Source organism: Variovorax sp. WDL1 (assembly GCF_001541225.1).
GTDB lineage: Bacteria > Pseudomonadota > Gammaproteobacteria > Burkholderiales > Burkholderiaceae_C > Variovorax.
This window is the reverse complement of the sequence record NZ_LMTS01000096.1, coordinates 95,486-112,503: the sequence shown is the minus strand read 5'-3', so window position 1 is coordinate 112,503 and position 17,018 is coordinate 95,486. Positions and strand designations below refer to the sequence as shown.

General features: G+C 65.4%; 18 protein-coding genes. 12 read left to right on the top strand and 6 right to left on the bottom strand.

The features are described from left to right. Together APY03_RS43740 and APY03_RS43735 are read right to left on the bottom strand one after the other, a co-directional pair. Positions 1-620, bottom strand: a 620-nt coding sequence (locus tag APY03_RS43740) for a chromate transporter (protein WP_232324266.1), incomplete at its 3' end; no start/stop codon positions are given. A gap of 41 nt (positions 621-661) precedes the next feature. Further along, on the bottom strand, positions 662-868 hold the full coding sequence (locus APY03_RS43735) for a hypothetical protein (RefSeq protein WP_068677820.1): 207 nt from the start codon (positions 866-868) through the stop codon (positions 662-664). A gap of 45 nt (positions 869-913) precedes the next feature. Here APY03_RS43735 and APY03_RS14105 point away from each other — a divergent pair, with 45 nt between their 5' ends. From APY03_RS14105 to APY03_RS14090, 4 genes are read left to right on the top strand one after another with little or no spacing between them, the layout of a single operon-like run. Then, positions 914-1,966: a permease gene (locus APY03_RS14105; RefSeq protein ID WP_068677819.1), complete on the top strand. Its 1,053-nt coding sequence runs from the start codon at positions 914-916 to the stop codon at positions 1,964-1,966. Positions 1,967-2,002: 36 nt separating this feature from the next. After that, positions 2,003-3,628 (top strand): hypothetical protein, encoded by a 1,626-nt coding sequence (locus APY03_RS14100; protein WP_068677818.1) that lies wholly within the window; start codon positions 2,003-2,005, stop codon positions 3,626-3,628. Between the two features lie 23 nt (positions 3,629-3,651). After that, positions 3,652-3,885, top strand: a complete 234-nt coding sequence (locus tag APY03_RS14095; protein ID WP_068677817.1) for a thioredoxin family protein — start codon at positions 3,652-3,654, stop codon at positions 3,883-3,885. A gap of 34 nt (positions 3,886-3,919) precedes the next feature. Then, on the top strand, positions 3,920-4,894 hold the full coding sequence (locus APY03_RS14090; protein ID WP_083944346.1) for a cation diffusion facilitator family transporter: 975 nt from the start codon (positions 3,920-3,922) through the stop codon (positions 4,892-4,894). A gap of 14 nt (positions 4,895-4,908) precedes the next feature. Here the strand turns inward: APY03_RS14090 and APY03_RS43730 are convergent, their stop codons facing one another. Beyond that, positions 4,909-5,088, bottom strand: a complete 180-nt coding sequence (locus APY03_RS43730; protein WP_232324258.1) for a hypothetical protein — start codon at positions 5,086-5,088, stop codon at positions 4,909-4,911. A gap of 1 nt (position 5,089) precedes the next feature. Here APY03_RS43730 and APY03_RS14085 point away from each other — a divergent pair, with 1 nt between their 5' ends. From APY03_RS14085 to APY03_RS14070, 4 genes are all read left to right on the top strand, one after another. Then, positions 5,090-6,274, top strand: coding sequence for a thiolase family protein (locus APY03_RS14085; protein WP_068677816.1), 1,185 nt, complete (start codon positions 5,090-5,092; stop codon positions 6,272-6,274). Further along, complete coding sequence (locus APY03_RS14080; protein WP_083944345.1) at positions 6,165-6,887, top strand: Crp/Fnr family transcriptional regulator; 723 nt, start codon at positions 6,165-6,167, stop codon at positions 6,885-6,887. The genes APY03_RS14085 and APY03_RS14080 overlap by 110 nt, the downstream gene beginning before the upstream one ends. A 109-nt stretch (positions 6,888-6,996) precedes the next feature. Next, positions 6,997-7,518 (top strand): aspartate carbamoyltransferase, encoded by a 522-nt coding sequence (locus APY03_RS14075; RefSeq protein ID WP_068677886.1) that lies wholly within the window; start codon positions 6,997-6,999, stop codon positions 7,516-7,518. Between the two features lie 56 nt (positions 7,519-7,574). Beyond that, on the top strand, positions 7,575-8,243 hold the full coding sequence (locus APY03_RS14070) for a hypothetical protein (RefSeq protein WP_146039258.1): 669 nt from the start codon (positions 7,575-7,577) through the stop codon (positions 8,241-8,243). Positions 8,244-8,477: 234 nt separating this feature from the next. On the opposite strand, the gene APY03_RS14065 is transcribed toward APY03_RS14070, so the two are convergent. Beyond that, entirely contained in the window at positions 8,478-9,374 is an 897-nt protein-coding gene (locus APY03_RS14065) for a LysR family transcriptional regulator (RefSeq protein WP_068677885.1), read from the bottom strand. Between the two features lie 153 nt (positions 9,375-9,527). On the opposite strand from APY03_RS14065, the gene APY03_RS14060 reads away from it, so the two are divergent. Then, positions 9,528-10,172 (top strand): hydrolase, encoded by a 645-nt coding sequence (locus tag APY03_RS14060; protein WP_068677884.1) that lies wholly within the window; start codon positions 9,528-9,530, stop codon positions 10,170-10,172. Positions 10,173-10,454: 282 nt separating this feature from the next. Next, complete coding sequence (locus tag APY03_RS14055) at positions 10,455-13,112, top strand: PAS domain-containing protein (RefSeq protein WP_162487160.1); 2,658 nt, start codon at positions 10,455-10,457, stop codon at positions 13,110-13,112. 111 nt (positions 13,113-13,223) lie between these two features. On the opposite strand, the gene APY03_RS14050 is transcribed toward APY03_RS14055, so the two are convergent. Next, positions 13,224-14,258: a LysR family transcriptional regulator gene (locus APY03_RS14050; RefSeq protein ID WP_068677808.1), complete on the bottom strand. Its 1,035-nt coding sequence runs from the start codon at positions 14,256-14,258 to the stop codon at positions 13,224-13,226. 296 nt (positions 14,259-14,554) lie between these two features. Between APY03_RS14050 and APY03_RS14045 the strand changes: the two genes are divergently transcribed. After that, a complete protein-coding gene (locus APY03_RS14045; protein ID WP_068677806.1) occupies positions 14,555-14,884 on the top strand; it encodes a response regulator in 330 nt (109 codons plus the stop codon). Between the two features lie 8 nt (positions 14,885-14,892). Here APY03_RS14045 and APY03_RS14040 read toward each other — a convergent pair whose 3' ends face one another. Then, positions 14,893-15,630 (bottom strand): response regulator, encoded by a 738-nt coding sequence (locus tag APY03_RS14040; protein ID WP_068677804.1) that lies wholly within the window; start codon positions 15,628-15,630, stop codon positions 14,893-14,895. Between the two features lie 306 nt (positions 15,631-15,936). Here APY03_RS14040 and APY03_RS14035 point away from each other — a divergent pair, with 306 nt between their 5' ends. Next, on the top strand, positions 15,937-16,959 hold the full coding sequence (locus APY03_RS14035; RefSeq protein WP_068677802.1) for a LysR family transcriptional regulator: 1,023 nt from the start codon (positions 15,937-15,939) through the stop codon (positions 16,957-16,959). The last annotated feature ends 59 nt before the right edge of the window (positions 16,960-17,018 follow it).

The window sequence follows — 17,018 nt, the reverse complement described above, 5'->3', positions numbered from 1 at the left end:
ACCTTGCGCGAGATGCCGAAATCGTGGTGCTGCAAGGCGCCCAGAGTCGGCAGCTTGATCAGCCAGCGTCCCAGCAACCCGCATGCCACGATCGCGCCGACCTGCGCTGCGGCTGACGGCAGCGCGAGCGTCAGCAGCGCAGCCAGAACGGCGAGCCCGGCTCGGAGGCGATCCGGGCACAGAGTCTTGGCCATCCCCCACACCGCCTGGGCGACGATCGCCACCGCAACGACCTTGAGGCCATGCACCCATCCCGATTCTGCGAGGCCCCGGTATTCGGTCACGCCGTAGGCAAACAGGATCAACGCCAGCGCGGATGGCAGCGTGAACCCCAGCCATGCCGCGAGCGAGCCCCACCAGCCCGCGCGGCCCATGCCCAAGGCCATTCCAACCTGGCTGCTCGCCGGCCCTGGCAGGAACTGGCACAGCGCGACCAGGTCCGAATAGCTGCGGTCATCGAGCCAGCGCCGGCGTTCGACGAACTCGGTGCGGAAATAGCCCAGGTGCGCCACGGGGCCGCCGAACGAAGTCAGGCCGAGCTTCAGGAACGCCAGAAACACTTCCCACGGATTCCCGCGATGGAGGGGGCGATCTCGGTCGGATATGGCTGGGGAGTTCATGAAGCAATGGATGCCAGTCAGCGGACAACAGGGACTCCAGCTTAGCTGACGGCTCTGGCGTTCGTCATGCCAGCGGGCTTGTAGCGGATGCGAACCCATGGCGGCCGACTGCGCTTGAGCGAAAGCACGTCGAAGGTCTGGCGCAAGGTCTTCACCGAGCGGTCGTAGTCTGAAAGCGCAAGGCAGGCGATCAGCGCACCGATGCAAACGGGCCTGGCTTGATCTCCATCAAATGCCTGCAGCACCATCGGTGCATCCTTGTGGTCGGATCCTCTTGAGCCGGCGGACCGCCTATGACTGAACTGACCCTGTCCCAACGTACCCAATTGCTACCCCGACGGCATCCTCGCGCATTTCTTCTTCTGGCGGGTGCCGTCTGGTTCGGGCTCTACGAATCACTGGTGCCCCTGTCCGAGGCGCTCGTCGCAACCCTGCCGGTGGAGCGTGGCAGCCACCTCGGTGGCGCGCTCCAGTTTTTCCTCTATGACACGCCCAAGGTGCTGCTGCTGCTCACGGCCGTGGTGTTCGTCATGGGCATGGTCAATTCGTACTTCACGCCCGAACGCACCCGGGCGCTGTTGGCGGGACGCACCGAAGGCGTAGCCAATGTGATGGCCGCCGGCCTGGGCGTCGTGACTCCGTTTTGCTCATGCTCGGCAGTGCCGCTGTTCATCGGCTTCGTTCAAGCGGGCGTCCCGCTGGGCGTGACCTTTTCGTTCCTCATTTCGGCGCCGATGGTCAACGAGGTGGCACTCGCGCTGCTGTTCGGCATGTTCGGCTGGAAGATCGCGCTGCTCTACATGGGGCTGGGGCTGACGGTGGCGATCGTTGCCGGCTGGGTCCTCGGCCGGCTCAGGATGGAACGCTACCTGGAAGACTGGGTGCGCGACATGCCAAAGGTGGCCGCGGCTGGCGGCGAGAACGGATTGACGCTGTCCGAGCGCATCGAGTCGGGCTTTGCGAGCGTGCGCGAAATCGTGGGCAGGGTCTGGCCCTACATCCTGGTCGGCATCGCCATCGGCGGCGCCATTCATGGCTGGGTGCCGCAGGACTTCATGGCATCGATCATGGGCAAGGACGCGTGGTGGTCGGTTCCGCTGGCAGTGCTGCTCGGCGTTCCCATGTACACCAACGCAGCCGGGGTGATCCCCATCGTGCAGGCCCTGCTGGCCAAGGGCGCTGCGCTGGGCACCGTGCTTGCCTTCATGATGAGCGTGATCGCCCTGTCGCTCCCCGAGATGATCATCCTGCGCAAGGTTCTGAAGATTCGGCTGATCGCCACCTTCGCTGGCGTGGTTGCTTCGGGCATCCTCATCGTCGGCTTCGTATTCAACGCGGTCCTGTGACGGCACCCCTTCGCTCCGACGTCTGAAAAGCCACGCATGTCCACACCCACCGCCACGCTCGAACAGCTCAACCGAGAGTGCTTGTGTCTCAGTCTCGATCGGGACGCGCTCGCGCGCTCGCTCGACGCCGAGCTGGGACAACCGGGCCTGTCTGAACTGGTTCGCGAGCGTTGTCCATTCGTCTTCGCGGCCCAGCCGGTGTTCGTTGCCGCGCCACGGATACGGCGCATGGCACAGGTGGTGCGGGCCGTCGAGTCGGTGGTGGCCCTGCCGGCCTACCTCGAACTGACCTTGGCAGCCGCTCCCGCGATTGCCCGCCTGGGCACCGCAGGCCCGCGCGGCGTGTTCTTCGGCTACGACTTCCACCTCGAACAGGACCGCGTCGGTCTGATCGAGATCAACACCAACGCCGGCGGGGCCATGCTCAACGCGGTCCTGGCGCGCGCGCAGCGAGCCTGCTGCGAGGCGATGGATTCGATGGTGCCCACACGCGCCAGCGCGGCCGCCTTCGAGCAGCGCATCGTCGACATGTTCCGCCAGGAATGGCGTCTTGCGGGCCACTCGCGGCCGCTGGCCAGCATAGCCATCGTGGATTCGGCGCCGCCAGAGCAATACCTCTACGCCGAGTTCCTGCTGTTCCAGGAACTCTTCGAGCGTCATGGCCTGCGCGCCGTCATTGCCGATCCGCGGTTCCTCGAATGGCGAGATGGCAGGCTGTGGCATGGCAATCTTGCCATCGACCTGGTCTACAACCGCTTGACCGACTTCTATCTCGAGCAGCCGGAGAGCGCCGCGCTGCGTGAGGCGTATGTGCACCAAGGCGTGGTGCTGACGCCGCATCCGCAGGCCCATGCGCTGTACGCCGACAAGCGGCACCTGGCCCTTCTGAGCGATGACGCACGGCTGCGGGCGCTAGGCGTGCCCAAGGAAACTCGCCAGGTGCTGCTCGACGCGGTTCCGCATACCGAGCTCGTGCATGCTGCTGACGGCGAGCGGCTGTGGGCCGCACGACGCGGCCTTTTCTTCAAGCCCGTCGCCGGCTTTGGCAGCCGCGCGGCCTACCGCGGCGACAAGCTCACGCGGCGGGTTTGGCAGGAAATCCTGGCTGGTGACTACGTGGCGCAGGCCATCGTGCCGCCGGGCGAACGCCTCATCGACGATGACTCCGCCCATGCCATGAAGTTCGACCTGCGCGCTTACGCCTACAACGGCGAAGCGCAGTGGGTGGCGGCGCGCATGTACCGGGGGCAAGCCACCAACTTCCGCACACCTGGCGGTGGCTTTGCGCCGGTGTACAGCACGGTCGATGCTTCCGGCCGCGCGCTGCGCCGTCCGGGGGGCGAGCATGCCTCGTATGTATTCCTGCTCGACGAGGCCGGCGCCGTGCACGCGGTCCCGCACGGGTTGTACGTGGCACTTGCGCGCCACGAAGCTGCAGCGCCCGCATGGGCCGGCCAGAGCCTGCGCCTGGCTGACTGGTACGTGCGGCTGAAGGACGGTGAGCCCGACTCCATCGTCAACGAAACCTACGGCCTCGCCCGCGTTGACGAACAGGGTCTCATCCAGTCGGTGACCGCCCCCGCTGATGCGGGCTGGCCGACGTCGGAGGAACGGGAACGCATGCACGCCATGCTTTTCGCGGGGGCCGAGTCGGTCGTTTGAACTCTTCGTTTTAGGGAGCTGACATGGACATCAAGGTACTCGGCACGGGCTGTGCCAACTGCAAGAGCACCATCGCGCTCATCGAGCAAGTCGCCAAGGACAAAGGCGTGCTCATCTCGCTGAGCAAGGTGGAGGAGTTGCGCGACATCATGGGCTATGGCGTGATGAGCACGCCCGGCGTCGTGATCGACGGCAAGGTGGTGCACGCAGGCGGCGTGCCCCGGCGCGACAAGATCGAACAATGGCTGACTGCCTGAGGAACGCGCGATCGCGGCTGAAGGAGCCGCCTCCGTGAGCACAGAGCATGACCACGGCCACGGCTCGGCCGATTTCAATGCGGCCTTTGCCATCGGCATTGGCCTGAACATGGCTTTCGTTGTCGTCGAGGCCTTCTACGGCTGGAGAATCAATTCTCTGGCCCTGCTCGCCGATGCAGGGCACAACCTCAGCGATGTCATCGGCCTTGTTCTGGCCTGGGGCGGAGCCCTGGCCAGCCGGTTGCGACCCAATGCACGCCATACCTACGGATGGAAGCGCGCAAGCATCCTGGCCGCCTTCATCAATGCGCTGCTGTTGCTGGTCGCGATGGGATCACTGGCCCGGGAGGCGGTGCACAGGCTGCAGTCACCTGAACCCATTGATGGCCTCACGATCATGCTGGTTGCCAGCGTTGGCATCGCCGTCAACACCATCACCGCACTGTTGTTCATGCGCGGCCGCCAGGGCGATCTCAACATCCGAGGCGCCTTCCTTCACATGGCGGCCGACGCGCTGGTATCGGCCGGGGTGGTGGTGGCTGGCATCCTGACGCTGTGGTTCGGCTGGACCTGGCTCGACCCGGTGGCCAGCCTGGTGATCGCCGCCGTCATCGTCGTCGGCACCGCCAGCCTGTTCAAGCAGTCCCTGCACCTCTTGTTCGATGGCGTGCCCGAAGGCGTGGACCTCCTTGAGGTGCAGGCCATGCTCGAGGCCCTGCCGGGCGTGGCGCGGGTGCACGACCTGCACGTGTGGGCCATGGGAACGTCCGAGATCGCCATGACCGCGCACCTGGTGATGCCCGAGGGGCATGCAGACGATGCCTTCCTGCAACGGGCAACCGGGCAACTGCACGACCGCTTCCGAATCGAGCACGTCACGCTGCAGGTGATGCGCGTACCGTTCACCACCCCTTGCGCCACGCTTGCGCCGCCATCCGCAGTGCGGGCCAGTGCGAAGGAATCCGATTCTGCTGATCTGGTCCGAACTGCGATCAGAAGTCCTGAATGAGCACTCGAGCGCAGTCATTTGATGTGGATCAACGCAGGTGGGTGGCGAGCAGCGCCCAATAAGCCGCGCGACATGGATCCATGTCGCCAGCCCGCAGCGATGCTGCGCGGTATTCCCATGGGCCGGGTGCCACAGGCATGGACAGCCGGCGCATGCACACGGATTGTTCGGTAGTTGATCATCAGGAGTTTCATCATGAGTTCCAGGGAAGTTGTTCTTTGCCACCCCGTACGCACGGCCATCGGCACCTACGGCGGCAGCCTCAAGGATGTGCCCGCTCCGGACCTGGGTGCCGCGGTCATCCGCGAGACGCTCAAGCGCTCGGGGCTCCCTGCCGGCAAGGTGCAAACCTTGGTGATGGGCAACGTGATCCAGGCCGGTGTCAAGATGAACCCGGCGCGCCAAGCCGGCATCGCCGCCGGGCTGCCCGTGGAAGTGCCGGCGCTGACGGTCAACCGCGTTTGCGGTTCCGGTGCGCAAGGCGTGGTCAGCGCCGCGCTCGAGATCTGGTCGGGCATGATCGATTGCGCCATTGCAGGCGGCATGGAGAACATGGATCGCGCGCCCTACCTGATGCCGCAGGGCCGGTGGGGCGCCCGCATGGGCGACGTCACCATGTTCGACAGCATGCTTCTCGACGGCCTGAACGATGCCTTCAGCGGCAAGCACTCGGGTTGGCACACAGAGGACCTGGTCGCCAAGCACGACATCACTCGCGAGGATCAGGACCGCTGGGCACTGCGATCACAGCAGCGCTTCGGCGCGGCGCAGGCGGCGGGCAGGTTCGAACGGGAGATCGCCTCCTTCGAGGTCCCTGGCCGCAAGGGCCCGACAGTGTTCAGCAAGGATGAGCACAACCGTCCCGAGACCACGTCCGAATCGCTGGCCAAGCTCAAGCCCGCCTTCCGCAAGGACGGCACCATCACGGCAGGCAGCGCGCCGGGGCTGAACTCGGGTGCCGCCGCGATGGTCGTGGCCGAACGCGCCTGGGCCGAGAAGAATGGCCTGGCGCCGATGGCCCGGCTGGTGAGCTATGGCATCGGTGCAGTGGAACCCGGCTTCTTCGGTCTTGGCCCGGTGCCCGCGGTGCGTCAGGCATTGAGCCGTGCGGACTGGACTGTGGGCCAGGTCGACCGCGTCGAGATCAACGAAGCCTTTGCCGCGATCACGCTGGCCTGTCTCAGGGAGATCGGTTTCGGCGAGGAACTGGTCAACGTCGAAGGCGGCGCCATCGCACACGGACATCCGATTGGTGCCACGGGCGCAGTGCTTGCCACGCGTCTGGTTCACTCGATGGCGCGAGACAGTCTCAAGCGCGGCGTCGTCACCTTGTGCATTGGGGGCGGACAAGGCATCGCATTGGCGATCGAGATGCTGTGACCTGCGCGGTCGTTTGAAACTCTCGTCATTTCGCGACTTCCCTGCCGCGTTGCGCCCAAGCGCCACACGCGTCTCGTACGAAGCCGGAGCACACGTATTCAGAACAGGGGCGCCAGCCCTTGCGGTCTACTATCTGGAAGCGGGCGCGGTCCGCCTGGTGCGCTTCGGCCGCGCCGGCGAGGAGGTCGTGCTTCATGACGCACGTGCCGGCGAGTTCTTTGCGGAGGCTTCGCTCGACAGCGCTCGCTACCACTGCGACGCCGTGGCGAGCCTGCCGAGCACGCTGCTCAGGATTCCTTCACGAGCGCTGCGGGAGTTGATCGAGGCCGACCCGACGTTCGCAGTGCAATGGGTCTCGTTGCTGGCGAGCCAGCTGCGCAGCGTCAGGACCCGCGTTGAGAGACTCTCGCTCAAAGGCGCTGCGGAGCGCGTGCGCCACCTGCTGGTATCCGAAGGCCGGGGTGAGCGCTGCGAGCTGGTACTGCCCGGAACGCTGAAGGACCTGGCGCGTGACCTGGGCCTCACGCACGAGGTACTCTATAGGACGCTTGCCGCCCTCCAGCGCGAAGGTGTGCTCGAGCGGCAGGGTACGTCGCTGCGACTCGCCAAGTAACTGCCCCGGCAGCTTGCGGCGACATGACTTGAATCATATGCGGCGGCGCAGGCGTGCGTTCAGAATCAGCGCACTTCCCGGGCAAAGCGTCCTCATCGAGATATTCGCCATGACAAAGCACCTGCTGGGCGCGGCACTCGCTGCCTTCGTCTTCCTTCCCGTGACGTCGTACGCAGCGGCGGATCGCCAGCGCCAGGCGGAGGTCGCGCGCCGCGGGCCGGACGTCATGCCCTTCAGTCTGAAGGCGACGACCCACGTCTTCACCAAGACCGCTGACGGCGGAGTGCAGAGGGTCGTGGCCAAGAGCGCTGCGGACAATCGGCAAGTCAAGTTGGTACGCGGCCACCTGCGTGAGATTCGAGCCCAGTTCCTCAAGGGCGACTTTTCGGGGCCGGCTCACATCCACGGTGCGGAGATGCCCGGACTCGCCCAGCTCAAGACGACCAAGCCGGGTCAACTCGCCATCTCCTACAAGGACGTGGCGGGTGGGGCGGAGCTGACGTATCGGACTGCCGATATTCAGCTCGTGTCGGCGTTGCACGCCTGGTTCGACGCCCAACTCTCCGATCACGGTGCGGATGCAATGGCCGGCCACCATGGCCACAGCCATCACGACACGCCGAAACAGTAGATCGTGTCGAACTTCTGCTCATTGGTACGTCACCTGGTTCAGCACGGAGGCTTGAAATGAAGCGTTCACTCAGACTTTCATCCGGCATCGTTGCAGCGTTGGCCCTGGGTTTGGCTTCGGGCGCAGCGCTCGGTCATCCCGATCACATGGGTCACGGCCCGATGCACGGCATGAGCCCTGGTGCTTCGGGCAACCAAGGCCCGATGAGGGGGCCCGCGTCGATGCTGACGAAGCAGGATGCCGACTCGGCCACAGACATGGACGTGGTGCTCGGCCTCCTGGCCGACAACACCAGGATCCGACGCTCCGTGACGATGCTGTCGGACGGCATACGCACGGTGACCGAATCCGATGATCCGCGAGTCGCCCAGGCGATCAAGGCTCATGTCGCCAGCATGTCCCAGCGTTTGAGGGACGGTCGTGAGTTCAATATCTTCAGCGACACCTTGCCGGTGCTGTTCGAGAATCGGGACAAGATCAATTCCAGGATCGAGACGACCGACAAGGGGTCGATCGTCACCCGGACGTCGAACGATACGAAGGTGGTCGCAGCCCTCCAAGGGCATGCCGCCGAAGTCACAGAACTTGTGCAGGATGGCATGGCCGCGATGCACCGCGGCATGATGTCCCGCATGGCCATGGGTTCTCGCGGTCACGGAGCCGGCATGGGCCCCGGCTTTGGCCCGCGCCCCCGATTTCCCTCATCGCCGGGCCATAACCGCTGAAAGGAAGCGCGGGTCCGGCAGGGAAGGGCCTGCATGATCCGGCTGCTGATCAAGCAGCCCCCGAGCGCAGAGAGGCCATTCAGCTTTGGGGCGTGAAGCCGACGCGCTGCACGATCTGCTGCCAGGTGCCGTGATCGCGACGCAGCCTGGCGTCGAACTGGGCCCGGCGTGCAGCCGCCTTCGGCGCGTGCTGCGTCGGCGTTCATTCCCGCGACGCATCGGGCAGCGCAGCACTCAGGCAGGCGCAGCTCCGGCAGGGTGCGGAGACCGGTTGCAATGCTCGATCAGGAGTTCGGTGAGGACCCGTATCTTCCGTGCCGGATGCTGACCTGGCGGGCGGATGACATAGGCGCCAGCCGGGGGTGGTGGATGACGAGTCATGATTGGCACGAGTTGCCCGGAGGCCACATATTCATGGGTGAGCCAATCGGGCAGGTAAGCGATCCCGAGTCCCGCTATGGCAGCGGAAACCAAGGCCGTGCCGTTGTCGGCCTTGAAGCGCCCCTGCGGGCGAACCGTGATGACCTTGTCGCCATCCATGAGCTGCCAGGCTTCGGTTCCCTGCATGAGGGCCTCATGGGCGACGAGCTCCTCCGGTGTCTCCGGTGACCCATGCAGCTTGACGTACTCCGGACTCGCGACGAGCTTCCCATAGATCGGGCCGATGCGTCTCGCGATCAGGTTGGAGTCCTGAAGATAGCCGACTCGTATCGCGCAATCGTAACCCTCCGCGATGAGATCAACGAAGCGATCGCTGTAGCAGGTCTGGATGTGAAGCTGAGGGTGGCGTCGTGCCATCTCCGCGAATGCGGAAGCGAAGTGAGTCGGGCCGAAAGAAAGCGGCGCGGAAACGCGCAATCGGCCGCGAAGTTCACCGGCGGGCAGGATCGTTTCCCTGGCCACATCGATCTCGGCGCAGACCCTGGCTGCATAGTCCCGGAACGTGGCCCCGGCTTCTGTGAGAGCAGCCCCTCGGGTGGATCGCGCAAGCAGCTGTACACCCAGTTCCGCTTCGAGCCGGAACAGACGACGACTGACGATCGACTTGGACACGCCCAGCCTGAGCGCAGCAGACGAAACTCCCCCGGCATCAGCGACTTCCACGAATGTCTGCAGCTCTTCGATGTCCAATTCCGCGTTCCCGATCCTGCGACACAGCTCGCCACGGAATGGTACTACCGCACTGAGCATGGGAAAAACACAATGCTGTTTCCGGGCAACACGCCATTGCGCATGTTTTCCCAGAGAACCCATCCCTTTCTCACTCGCAACAAGGATGCATTGATGACCTTTCGCAACGGCCTTGCTTCGCTTCTTCGTCCCGAAGATTCGGTACTCGTCCTGATCGACCACCAGCCCTTCCAACTCTCCAATCTGAACAGCCACGACCCGCAGGCCGTGGTGAACAACACGACTGCCCTGGCGAAGTGCGCCAAGGCCTTCGGCGTCCCCACGATCCTGACCAGCGTGCTCGCGGCGCGAGGCGGTCTGATCTTCCCGCACGTCACTGACGTGTTCCCCGGCCAGGAGGTGATCGACCGGACCTTCATCAACACCTGGGAGGATCGGAAGGTCGTCGATGCCGTCAAGGCGACGGGCCGCAAGCAACTGATCATTGCCGGCCTGTGGACCGAGGTCTGTGTCGCGATGCCGACGATCCAGGCGCTGGGCGAGGGCTGGGATGTGACGGTGGTCACGGACGCGTCGGGCGGCACTTCGGTCGAAGCCCACGAGGTCGCGATCCAGCGCATGATCCGCGCCGGCGCAAACATGATGACCTGGTTGGCGGTGGCGTCGGAGTGGCAACGTGACTGGGCCAGGACAGAGCACGCCGGAGAGCTGACGGAAGTTCTCAAGCAGCACGCCGGCGGCAGCGGCATCGCGTACCTGTGGGAGCAGCAGCTGCTCAACACGCCCGTGCCTCGATAGGCCTGCGTGCGACGAACGACACCGCGGTGGCGCAAGGCGTGAACACGACCATCAGTCTCAAGTGAACCTGGGCGGCGGCTCGGGCCGCCCGGGGCGCGATTGTGTCGGTTGACATCAATCGTGGAAGGTGCGACACATTCCTGTGCATCGGCAAGGCTCCAATAGTTCAAGCAGGTGATCGGAGCGCCGGGCCATGCGTGCTGAGGTCTGATCAACCCAGGAGAGTTAATGCGTACCCTCGCATTGCGGTACGCGCTGGCGCCGACATCTGTCGCGCTTGCGTTGCTGCTGCACTTCTCGCCCGCTGGATTTGCATTCAGTCCTGCGGGGCTATGCGTGCTGGCCGTGCTCGTGTCGGCCTGGTTCGGCGGCGCCGGCCCCGGGTTCGTGGCCGCACTCATGGGGACGTTCCTGCTCCCTCAGATCGATCCAGCGAGCCATCCACTGCTCGGCGGCTTCTTCGATCTGCGCCGCTTTCTCGTGTTCTCCGCGGTGGGAATCGTCGGCGGCTGGTGGAGCTTCCGGCGTCGACACGTCGAAGCGGCGCTGCGGAAGTCCGAGGAGCGCTTGGCGCTCGCTGTCGCCGGCTCCTACGATGGCGTCTGGGACATCGATTTCGTCGCTCGCAGCGTGTCTTGCTCCGCGCGCACCCGCGAGTTGTGCGGATTGCCTCCTGGACCCGAGCCGGCGCCATTGGACTCGTGGGTCGAGTCCTTGCCGCTTCATCCAGACGATAGGCCGCGTCGCGATGCTGCGGTGCAAGCGCATCTGCGCGGAGAAACGCCGGTGTACGAAGGCGAGTTCCGCGTGCTCCAGCCTGACGGTGCCTACCGTTGGCGCCGCCTCCACGGCGTGTGCATACGAGATGCCCAAGGCAATCCGCAGCGCATGGCCGGCTCGATCAGCGATGTCGATGCCCGCCGGCGTGCCGAGGACGCGCTTCGCGAGTCGGAAGAGCGCTACGAGTTCGCCATGAATGCCAGCGATGTTGGCTTCTGGGATTGGATTCGCGCCGGCGACAAGTTCTACACATCCTCCCGGCTGCGGGAGCTTTACGGATTTTCCCCCGACACGACATTCACCGGGCGCGATGACTTTGTCGCGCGGATTCCATTCCATCCGGAGGACCGCCCCCGATTGCTGGCGGGGCTTGCTGAGCACTTTGCAGGCGATGCGCAGCGCTACACGGCCGAAGCACGCTTCCTGCGGGACGGGGAGGTCCGATGGGTGCAGATATCCGGTTTCACTGCGCGCGATGCGTTCGGCTCGGTCGTGCGCTGGACCGGCATGGTGCGAGACGTGACAGAGCGCGAGCGCGCCGAGGCGGAGCTGCGGCAGTCGGAAGAGCGCTACGCACTTGCCATGGAAGCTGCCGGGGACGGCCATACCGATTGGGATCTACGCACCGGCGAGCACTACATTTCGCCCCGCCTGCTGCAGATCTGCGGATTCGAGCCCGGAACGACCTTCCGAGACCGTTCGGAGTGGGTGCGCAGATTTCCGTTTCACCCCGAAGATCGGCCGAGATGGGAGCGGGCCGTTGCCGCGCACTTCGCAGGCCGCGAAGCAAACTTCGAGATGGAACTGCGCATCGTCGTGGACGCAAAGGTTCGCTGGACCGCGTTTCACTTCCTCTCGACGCGCGACGCAGAGGGTGAACCGATCCGCTGGACCGGATCGATCGGCGACATCACGGAGCGCAAACTGGCGGAGGAAGGATTGGCGGCGTTGGAGCGCAAGCTGCGGGTGTCGCAACGCCTCGAAGCGTTGGGCACGCTCGCCGGCGGAATTGCGCACGACTTCAACAATATCCTCGGGGCGATCCTCGGCTATGGGGAGATGGCGCTGCGCGACGTGCCGAAGGGAAGTCGCCTGGCACGCGACCTCAACAGCGTGATGATCGCTGGAGAACGCGGGCGCGCGCTCGTCGATCGCGTGCTGGCCTTCAGCCGCAGTGCGGTGGGAGAACGTGGGCCGGTCCATGTGGAGCGGGTGGTGCGCGAGGCGATCGGGATACTCGGCGCCAAGCTGGCCAAGGACGTGACGATCGAAGCGCAGCTCGAGGCGGGCCATGCTGCAATGATCGGCGAGCCGGCACAGGTTCATCAGGTGGTCATGAATCTGGTGATCAATGCAATCCAGGCGCTGCCTTCGGGCGGCACCATACGTGTTTCACTGAGCGCGCAGCGCTTCGATGCAGTGCGCGCAGCCACAATCGGTACGGTTGCAGCGGGTGACTACATCGTCCTGGCCGTGACGGACTCCGGCGTTGGCATGGCACCGGAGATTCTCGACCGGATATTCGAGCCCTTCTTCACCACCAAGGAAGTGAACGTCGGCAACGGGCTCGGCCTGTCGCTGGTGCATGGCGTGGTGACGGAGGTCGACGGAGCGATCGATGTTTGCAGCATCCTGGGCTCCGGAAGTACGTTCACGGTTTACCTGCCGCGTACTGGTGATGCACCCGCTTCGACACCACCAGAGGATGCCGAGTCTTCGCCGAGGGGCAGCGGGCAGCGGGTGCTGATCGTCGACGATGAAGAGCCGCTCGTCAGGCTGACCACCGCAAGGCTTGCAGACCTGGGCTACCAGCCCATCGGGTTCACTTCCGCTCCAGCAGCGCTGGAAGCCTTCCGCGACGATCCGCACGCCTTCGATGCGGTAATCACCGATGAGCGGATGCCGGGCATTTCCGGCTCGACTCTGATCCGCATGCTGCGCCAGATGCGGCCCACGGTGCCGATCCTGCTGGTCAGCGGCTTCGCCGAGGCGACGGCAGCGAACGGCGCTCACGACCAGGGCCCCGATGAAGTGCTGAAGAAACCCCTGTCGGCGTCGGACCTGGCCACGAGCCTTGCCCGCGCTCTTCGGCACTCTGGAGCCATCCGGCAGGAGACCCCACCCGCCTCGCAGCCTGCAGTCACTCGGCCGCAACCGTAGCAGCTCCTCGACAGTGCGCCGGTAGACCGTTGGCACAGCCTACAGCCTCTCTCTGCGCTTGGCCTGGCCACGAGCCTGTCCAGGGTGCTTCGTCGCTAGCTTCATGCGCATTCATCCGTACCGCCGTGCCGCGGAACACTCGAGCTTAAGGTCCGTGTAGTCGGTCAGGCACTGGAGGTCGGACGCCCGTATGCGGGTCGTCATGAAGTCGATGAACACGCGCATGCGCGAAGGCAGGTGCTGCCGGCTCAGGTAGCAGATGTAATGGCCGCGATCGTCAGGCGCGTAGCGCACCAGGCACGGAACCAGTGCGCCCGAGCGAAGCGCATCGCAGATCAGGTAGCCCGACATCTGGGCGATGCCCTGGCCGTCGAGCACGGCCTGCAACACCAGGTCGGGGTCGTTGTAGGTGAGTCTGGCTTGCGGCTGGATCTTGCAGGCCTGACCGTCCACCTTGAACTCCCAATCCACGACGCGGCCGGACGCCGTGCGGAAGTTGATGCACTGGTGCAGGGCCAGGTCTTCGACCGTGTCCGGCAGTCCTCTGGCGTCCCGGTACTCGCGCGACGCGCAGACCAGCAACTGCATCGGAATGATCTGCTTCGCAATGATCTGGGCGTCCTCCATGCGCCCGTTGCGGAAGGCGATGTCCACGCGGTCCGAGATGAAGTCGGTCGACTTGTCGTCCAGCATCAGATCGATCGATACATCTGGGTGGGCAGCGCGGAACTCGCGAAGCAGCGGGGCGACCACCTTGCGGCCAAAGCCCACCGGCGAGCCGATCCGAAGATGGCCGCGCGGTGGGCCTTCGCGCAGATCCCGCATCTCCTCGACGGCCTGGACGATCCGGTCGACGCCGGGGTGGCAGTTGGCATAGAAGAGGTCGCCTTCGCGCGTGAGCGTGGTGCTTCGCGTGGTGCGAAGAAAAAGACGCACGTTCAACTGGTCCTCGAGCTTCTGTACGCTGCGGCTCACTGCGGAACGGCCGATGCCCAGGCGGTCGGCGGCCCGCGCGAAGCTGCCTTCCGCGACCACTGCGATGAAGGCGACGACGCCCGCATAGGTCGTGGCGAAGCTCGCGGCCAGCGGGTCCGCGCGAAGCGTCAGCGGCCGTGGCGCGGGCGGGTATGACGGGGGGAAGGTCATGGGGACGGTTCCTCGAATCGAGAGGTGTCGCCAGTGTCTGCGCCGGATGTCGCCGCACGATGTCGACGTCGCGGCCCGCACTTCTCAATTGACACATGACCGCGGTGCGGCGCGTGCGGCGCGTGCGGTGGGCAGCGCCGCGCCATGCGAATGTGTCGGGCGACACGAGGGCGTGTCGCGGTGGACACATTCCCGTGCCACACCGGGGATGCAATGGACGCGGCTCCTCCCGATGAAAGCGCCACGACCACGCCCCAGCAATGACCACTGGAACAACTCCAATCAGGAACCAGTTCTTGATCGTCGAGACGGATGACCTCATCCGCGAGTTGATCGTGCGCTGGCTGACCGAGGCGGGCTGCGCGGTCGCGGCCGGCGATGCGCAGCCCGGCACCGTCGCGCTCGTGATCGTGGATGTCCCGAACCCTGCGGACCCCGGTGCCGCGCTGCGCGCACTCGACCTTCGGCACGGCGCCCCGATACTGGCCGTCTCGGGCCGATTCAGGCGGGATCTCGTCGCCTCGAAGGGGGCGGCGCGACGACTCGGCGTGGCAGGAACCCTGGCGAAGCCATTCACCCGCGAGGAGCTCCTCGCGGCCATCGACCAGTGCCTTGGAGGCCCCTGATCGGCCGGCTAGCGCAAGATCTCGACGGCCGGGATGAAGGTGTAGCCCGCACCGCGATCAGTGCGGATCAGGGACGGCTGGCCTTCGGATTCGAGCTTGCGGCGCAGCCGGCCGATCTTCACGTCGATGGAGCGGTCGTAGACCTCGTCGTCATGAAGGCGGGAGAGTTCCAGCAACTGTGCGCGCGTCAGCACACGCTGCGGCGCGCCCAGGAACGCCGTGAGCAAGTTGTACTCGCCGTTGGAAAGGGCGACGACCTCGCCCTGCGGCGAAGTCAGCCTGCGCAAGCCCACATTGAGCTCCCATCCAGCGAAGCGGTAGGCGCGGACACCGGGCTCGCGCGGGTTGGCGCCGCCCCGCATCCTGTAGCGGCGCAGCAGGGCACGGACGCGGGCGAGCAGTTCGCGCGGCGAGAACGGCTTGGTCAGGTAGTCGTCGGCGCCGAGCTCGAGCGCCATCACGCGGTCGGCCTCGTCGCGCCTTCCGGTGATCACGATGATGGCGAGATCGGACTGCTCACGCAGGCGGCGAGCGATCTGGATGCCATCGTCGTCGGGCAGCCGCACGTCGAGGACCAGCAGGTCGATCGCGCAGCGCGTCAGGACTTCGGTCATCTCCGCGCCGGAGGTGACCGCGCTGACCTTGAAGTCGTAGTCACCCAAATAGTCGAGCAGCATCTGGCGGATCGACGGATCGTCGTCCACCACGAGCACATGCGGCGCCAGGCCGGACCCGGGTAGTCCCATACCCCTCCTTCCTCGTCTTGTTGCCGCGGTTCGGCTCGGTCCAGCAGCTCGCGCCCGATCAAGCCGTGCGACCCGGCAGTTTAGTTGACGGACCCCGGCGTGTCACGATCCGCCACGCCGCTGTAAGCCGCCATGGATGGCGCCGCACGAACCCCCGCCGCGCGGCAAAGGCATGGGGCGATAACAAGCCTTGACATGCTTTGACTGGCATGGGCGCGCCACGGCGAGCACAGTAGCCGGCAGCCGCATCGGCCTCGTACCGGGCACTCGAACTTCCCTGTCTCCTTCCTTCTAGGAGCCGCTCCCATGTCATCCTCCGTCCTCTACCCCGCACCGAACCCGCTCAACTCGCACGCCGACCCCTTGGCCTTCAGCTTCGCCACCACGTACGCAGGGGTCGTCGCGTTCATCGCCGTGGTCACCGAAGGCAGCTTTGCGCGCGCCGCCGATCGCCTGGGCATCGGCCGGTCCGCAGTGAGCCGCAGTGTCCAGAGACTCGAAGACCAGCTGAACGTCCGGCTTCTCTTGCGCACCACGCGAAGCACGACCCTCACCCGCGAGGGCGATCTGTTCTATGCCAACTGCCACACCGGCGTCGACCGGATCGTCCAGGCCGTGGAGGAGATGCGGGATCTGCGCGAAGGTCCGCCCCGTGGGCATCTTCGTATCAGTGCACCGGTCGGGTTCGGCCGGAAGGTGGTTGCGCCGCTGCTGGGCGAGTTCCGGGCCGTCTACCCGCACGTGTCGATCGACCTTGTGCTCGACGACAAGCCGGCCGACTTCATCTCGGACCGCGTGGACATCGCCTTCCGCAACGGGCGCATGGAAGATGCGCAGATCATTGCGAAGCAGATCATCCCGATGCAGGTGCTGCTGTGCGCTTCACCCGCCTACCGGGATGCGCGAGGGCTGCCCGAGACGGTCGACGATCTGGCCCAGCACGAGTTCATCAACTTCCGCTTCGGCTCGGGTCGCCTCTTCGAGTGGGAGTTCAAGGTAGGCGGACAAGTCCGCAAGTTCCTGCCGCGTGCCAGGTTCACCTACAACGATCCCGAACTGGTGCTGCAGGCGGTGCTCGACGGCCACGGCGTGGCCCAGATGGCGGGATACCTGGTGTGCGAGTCGCTGCGCAGCGGTGCGCTCGTTCAATGTCTGCCGCAGTACGCCCCCGACGATCGCGGCCACTACATCTGCTACCTGAGCCGGCAGCACCTGCCTTCGCGCATGCGCGTGTTCATCGACTTCATGACGACCCGCATACGGGCGTCCGACCTCCAGTGCGTGACTGACCTTGGCGTGCGCAGCAAAGTCTCAGGCGTGGCGGACTGAAGCCGCCATTGATGCGCGGACAACAACAGTGTGCGTCCTCCGACGGGCCTACCGGCGTC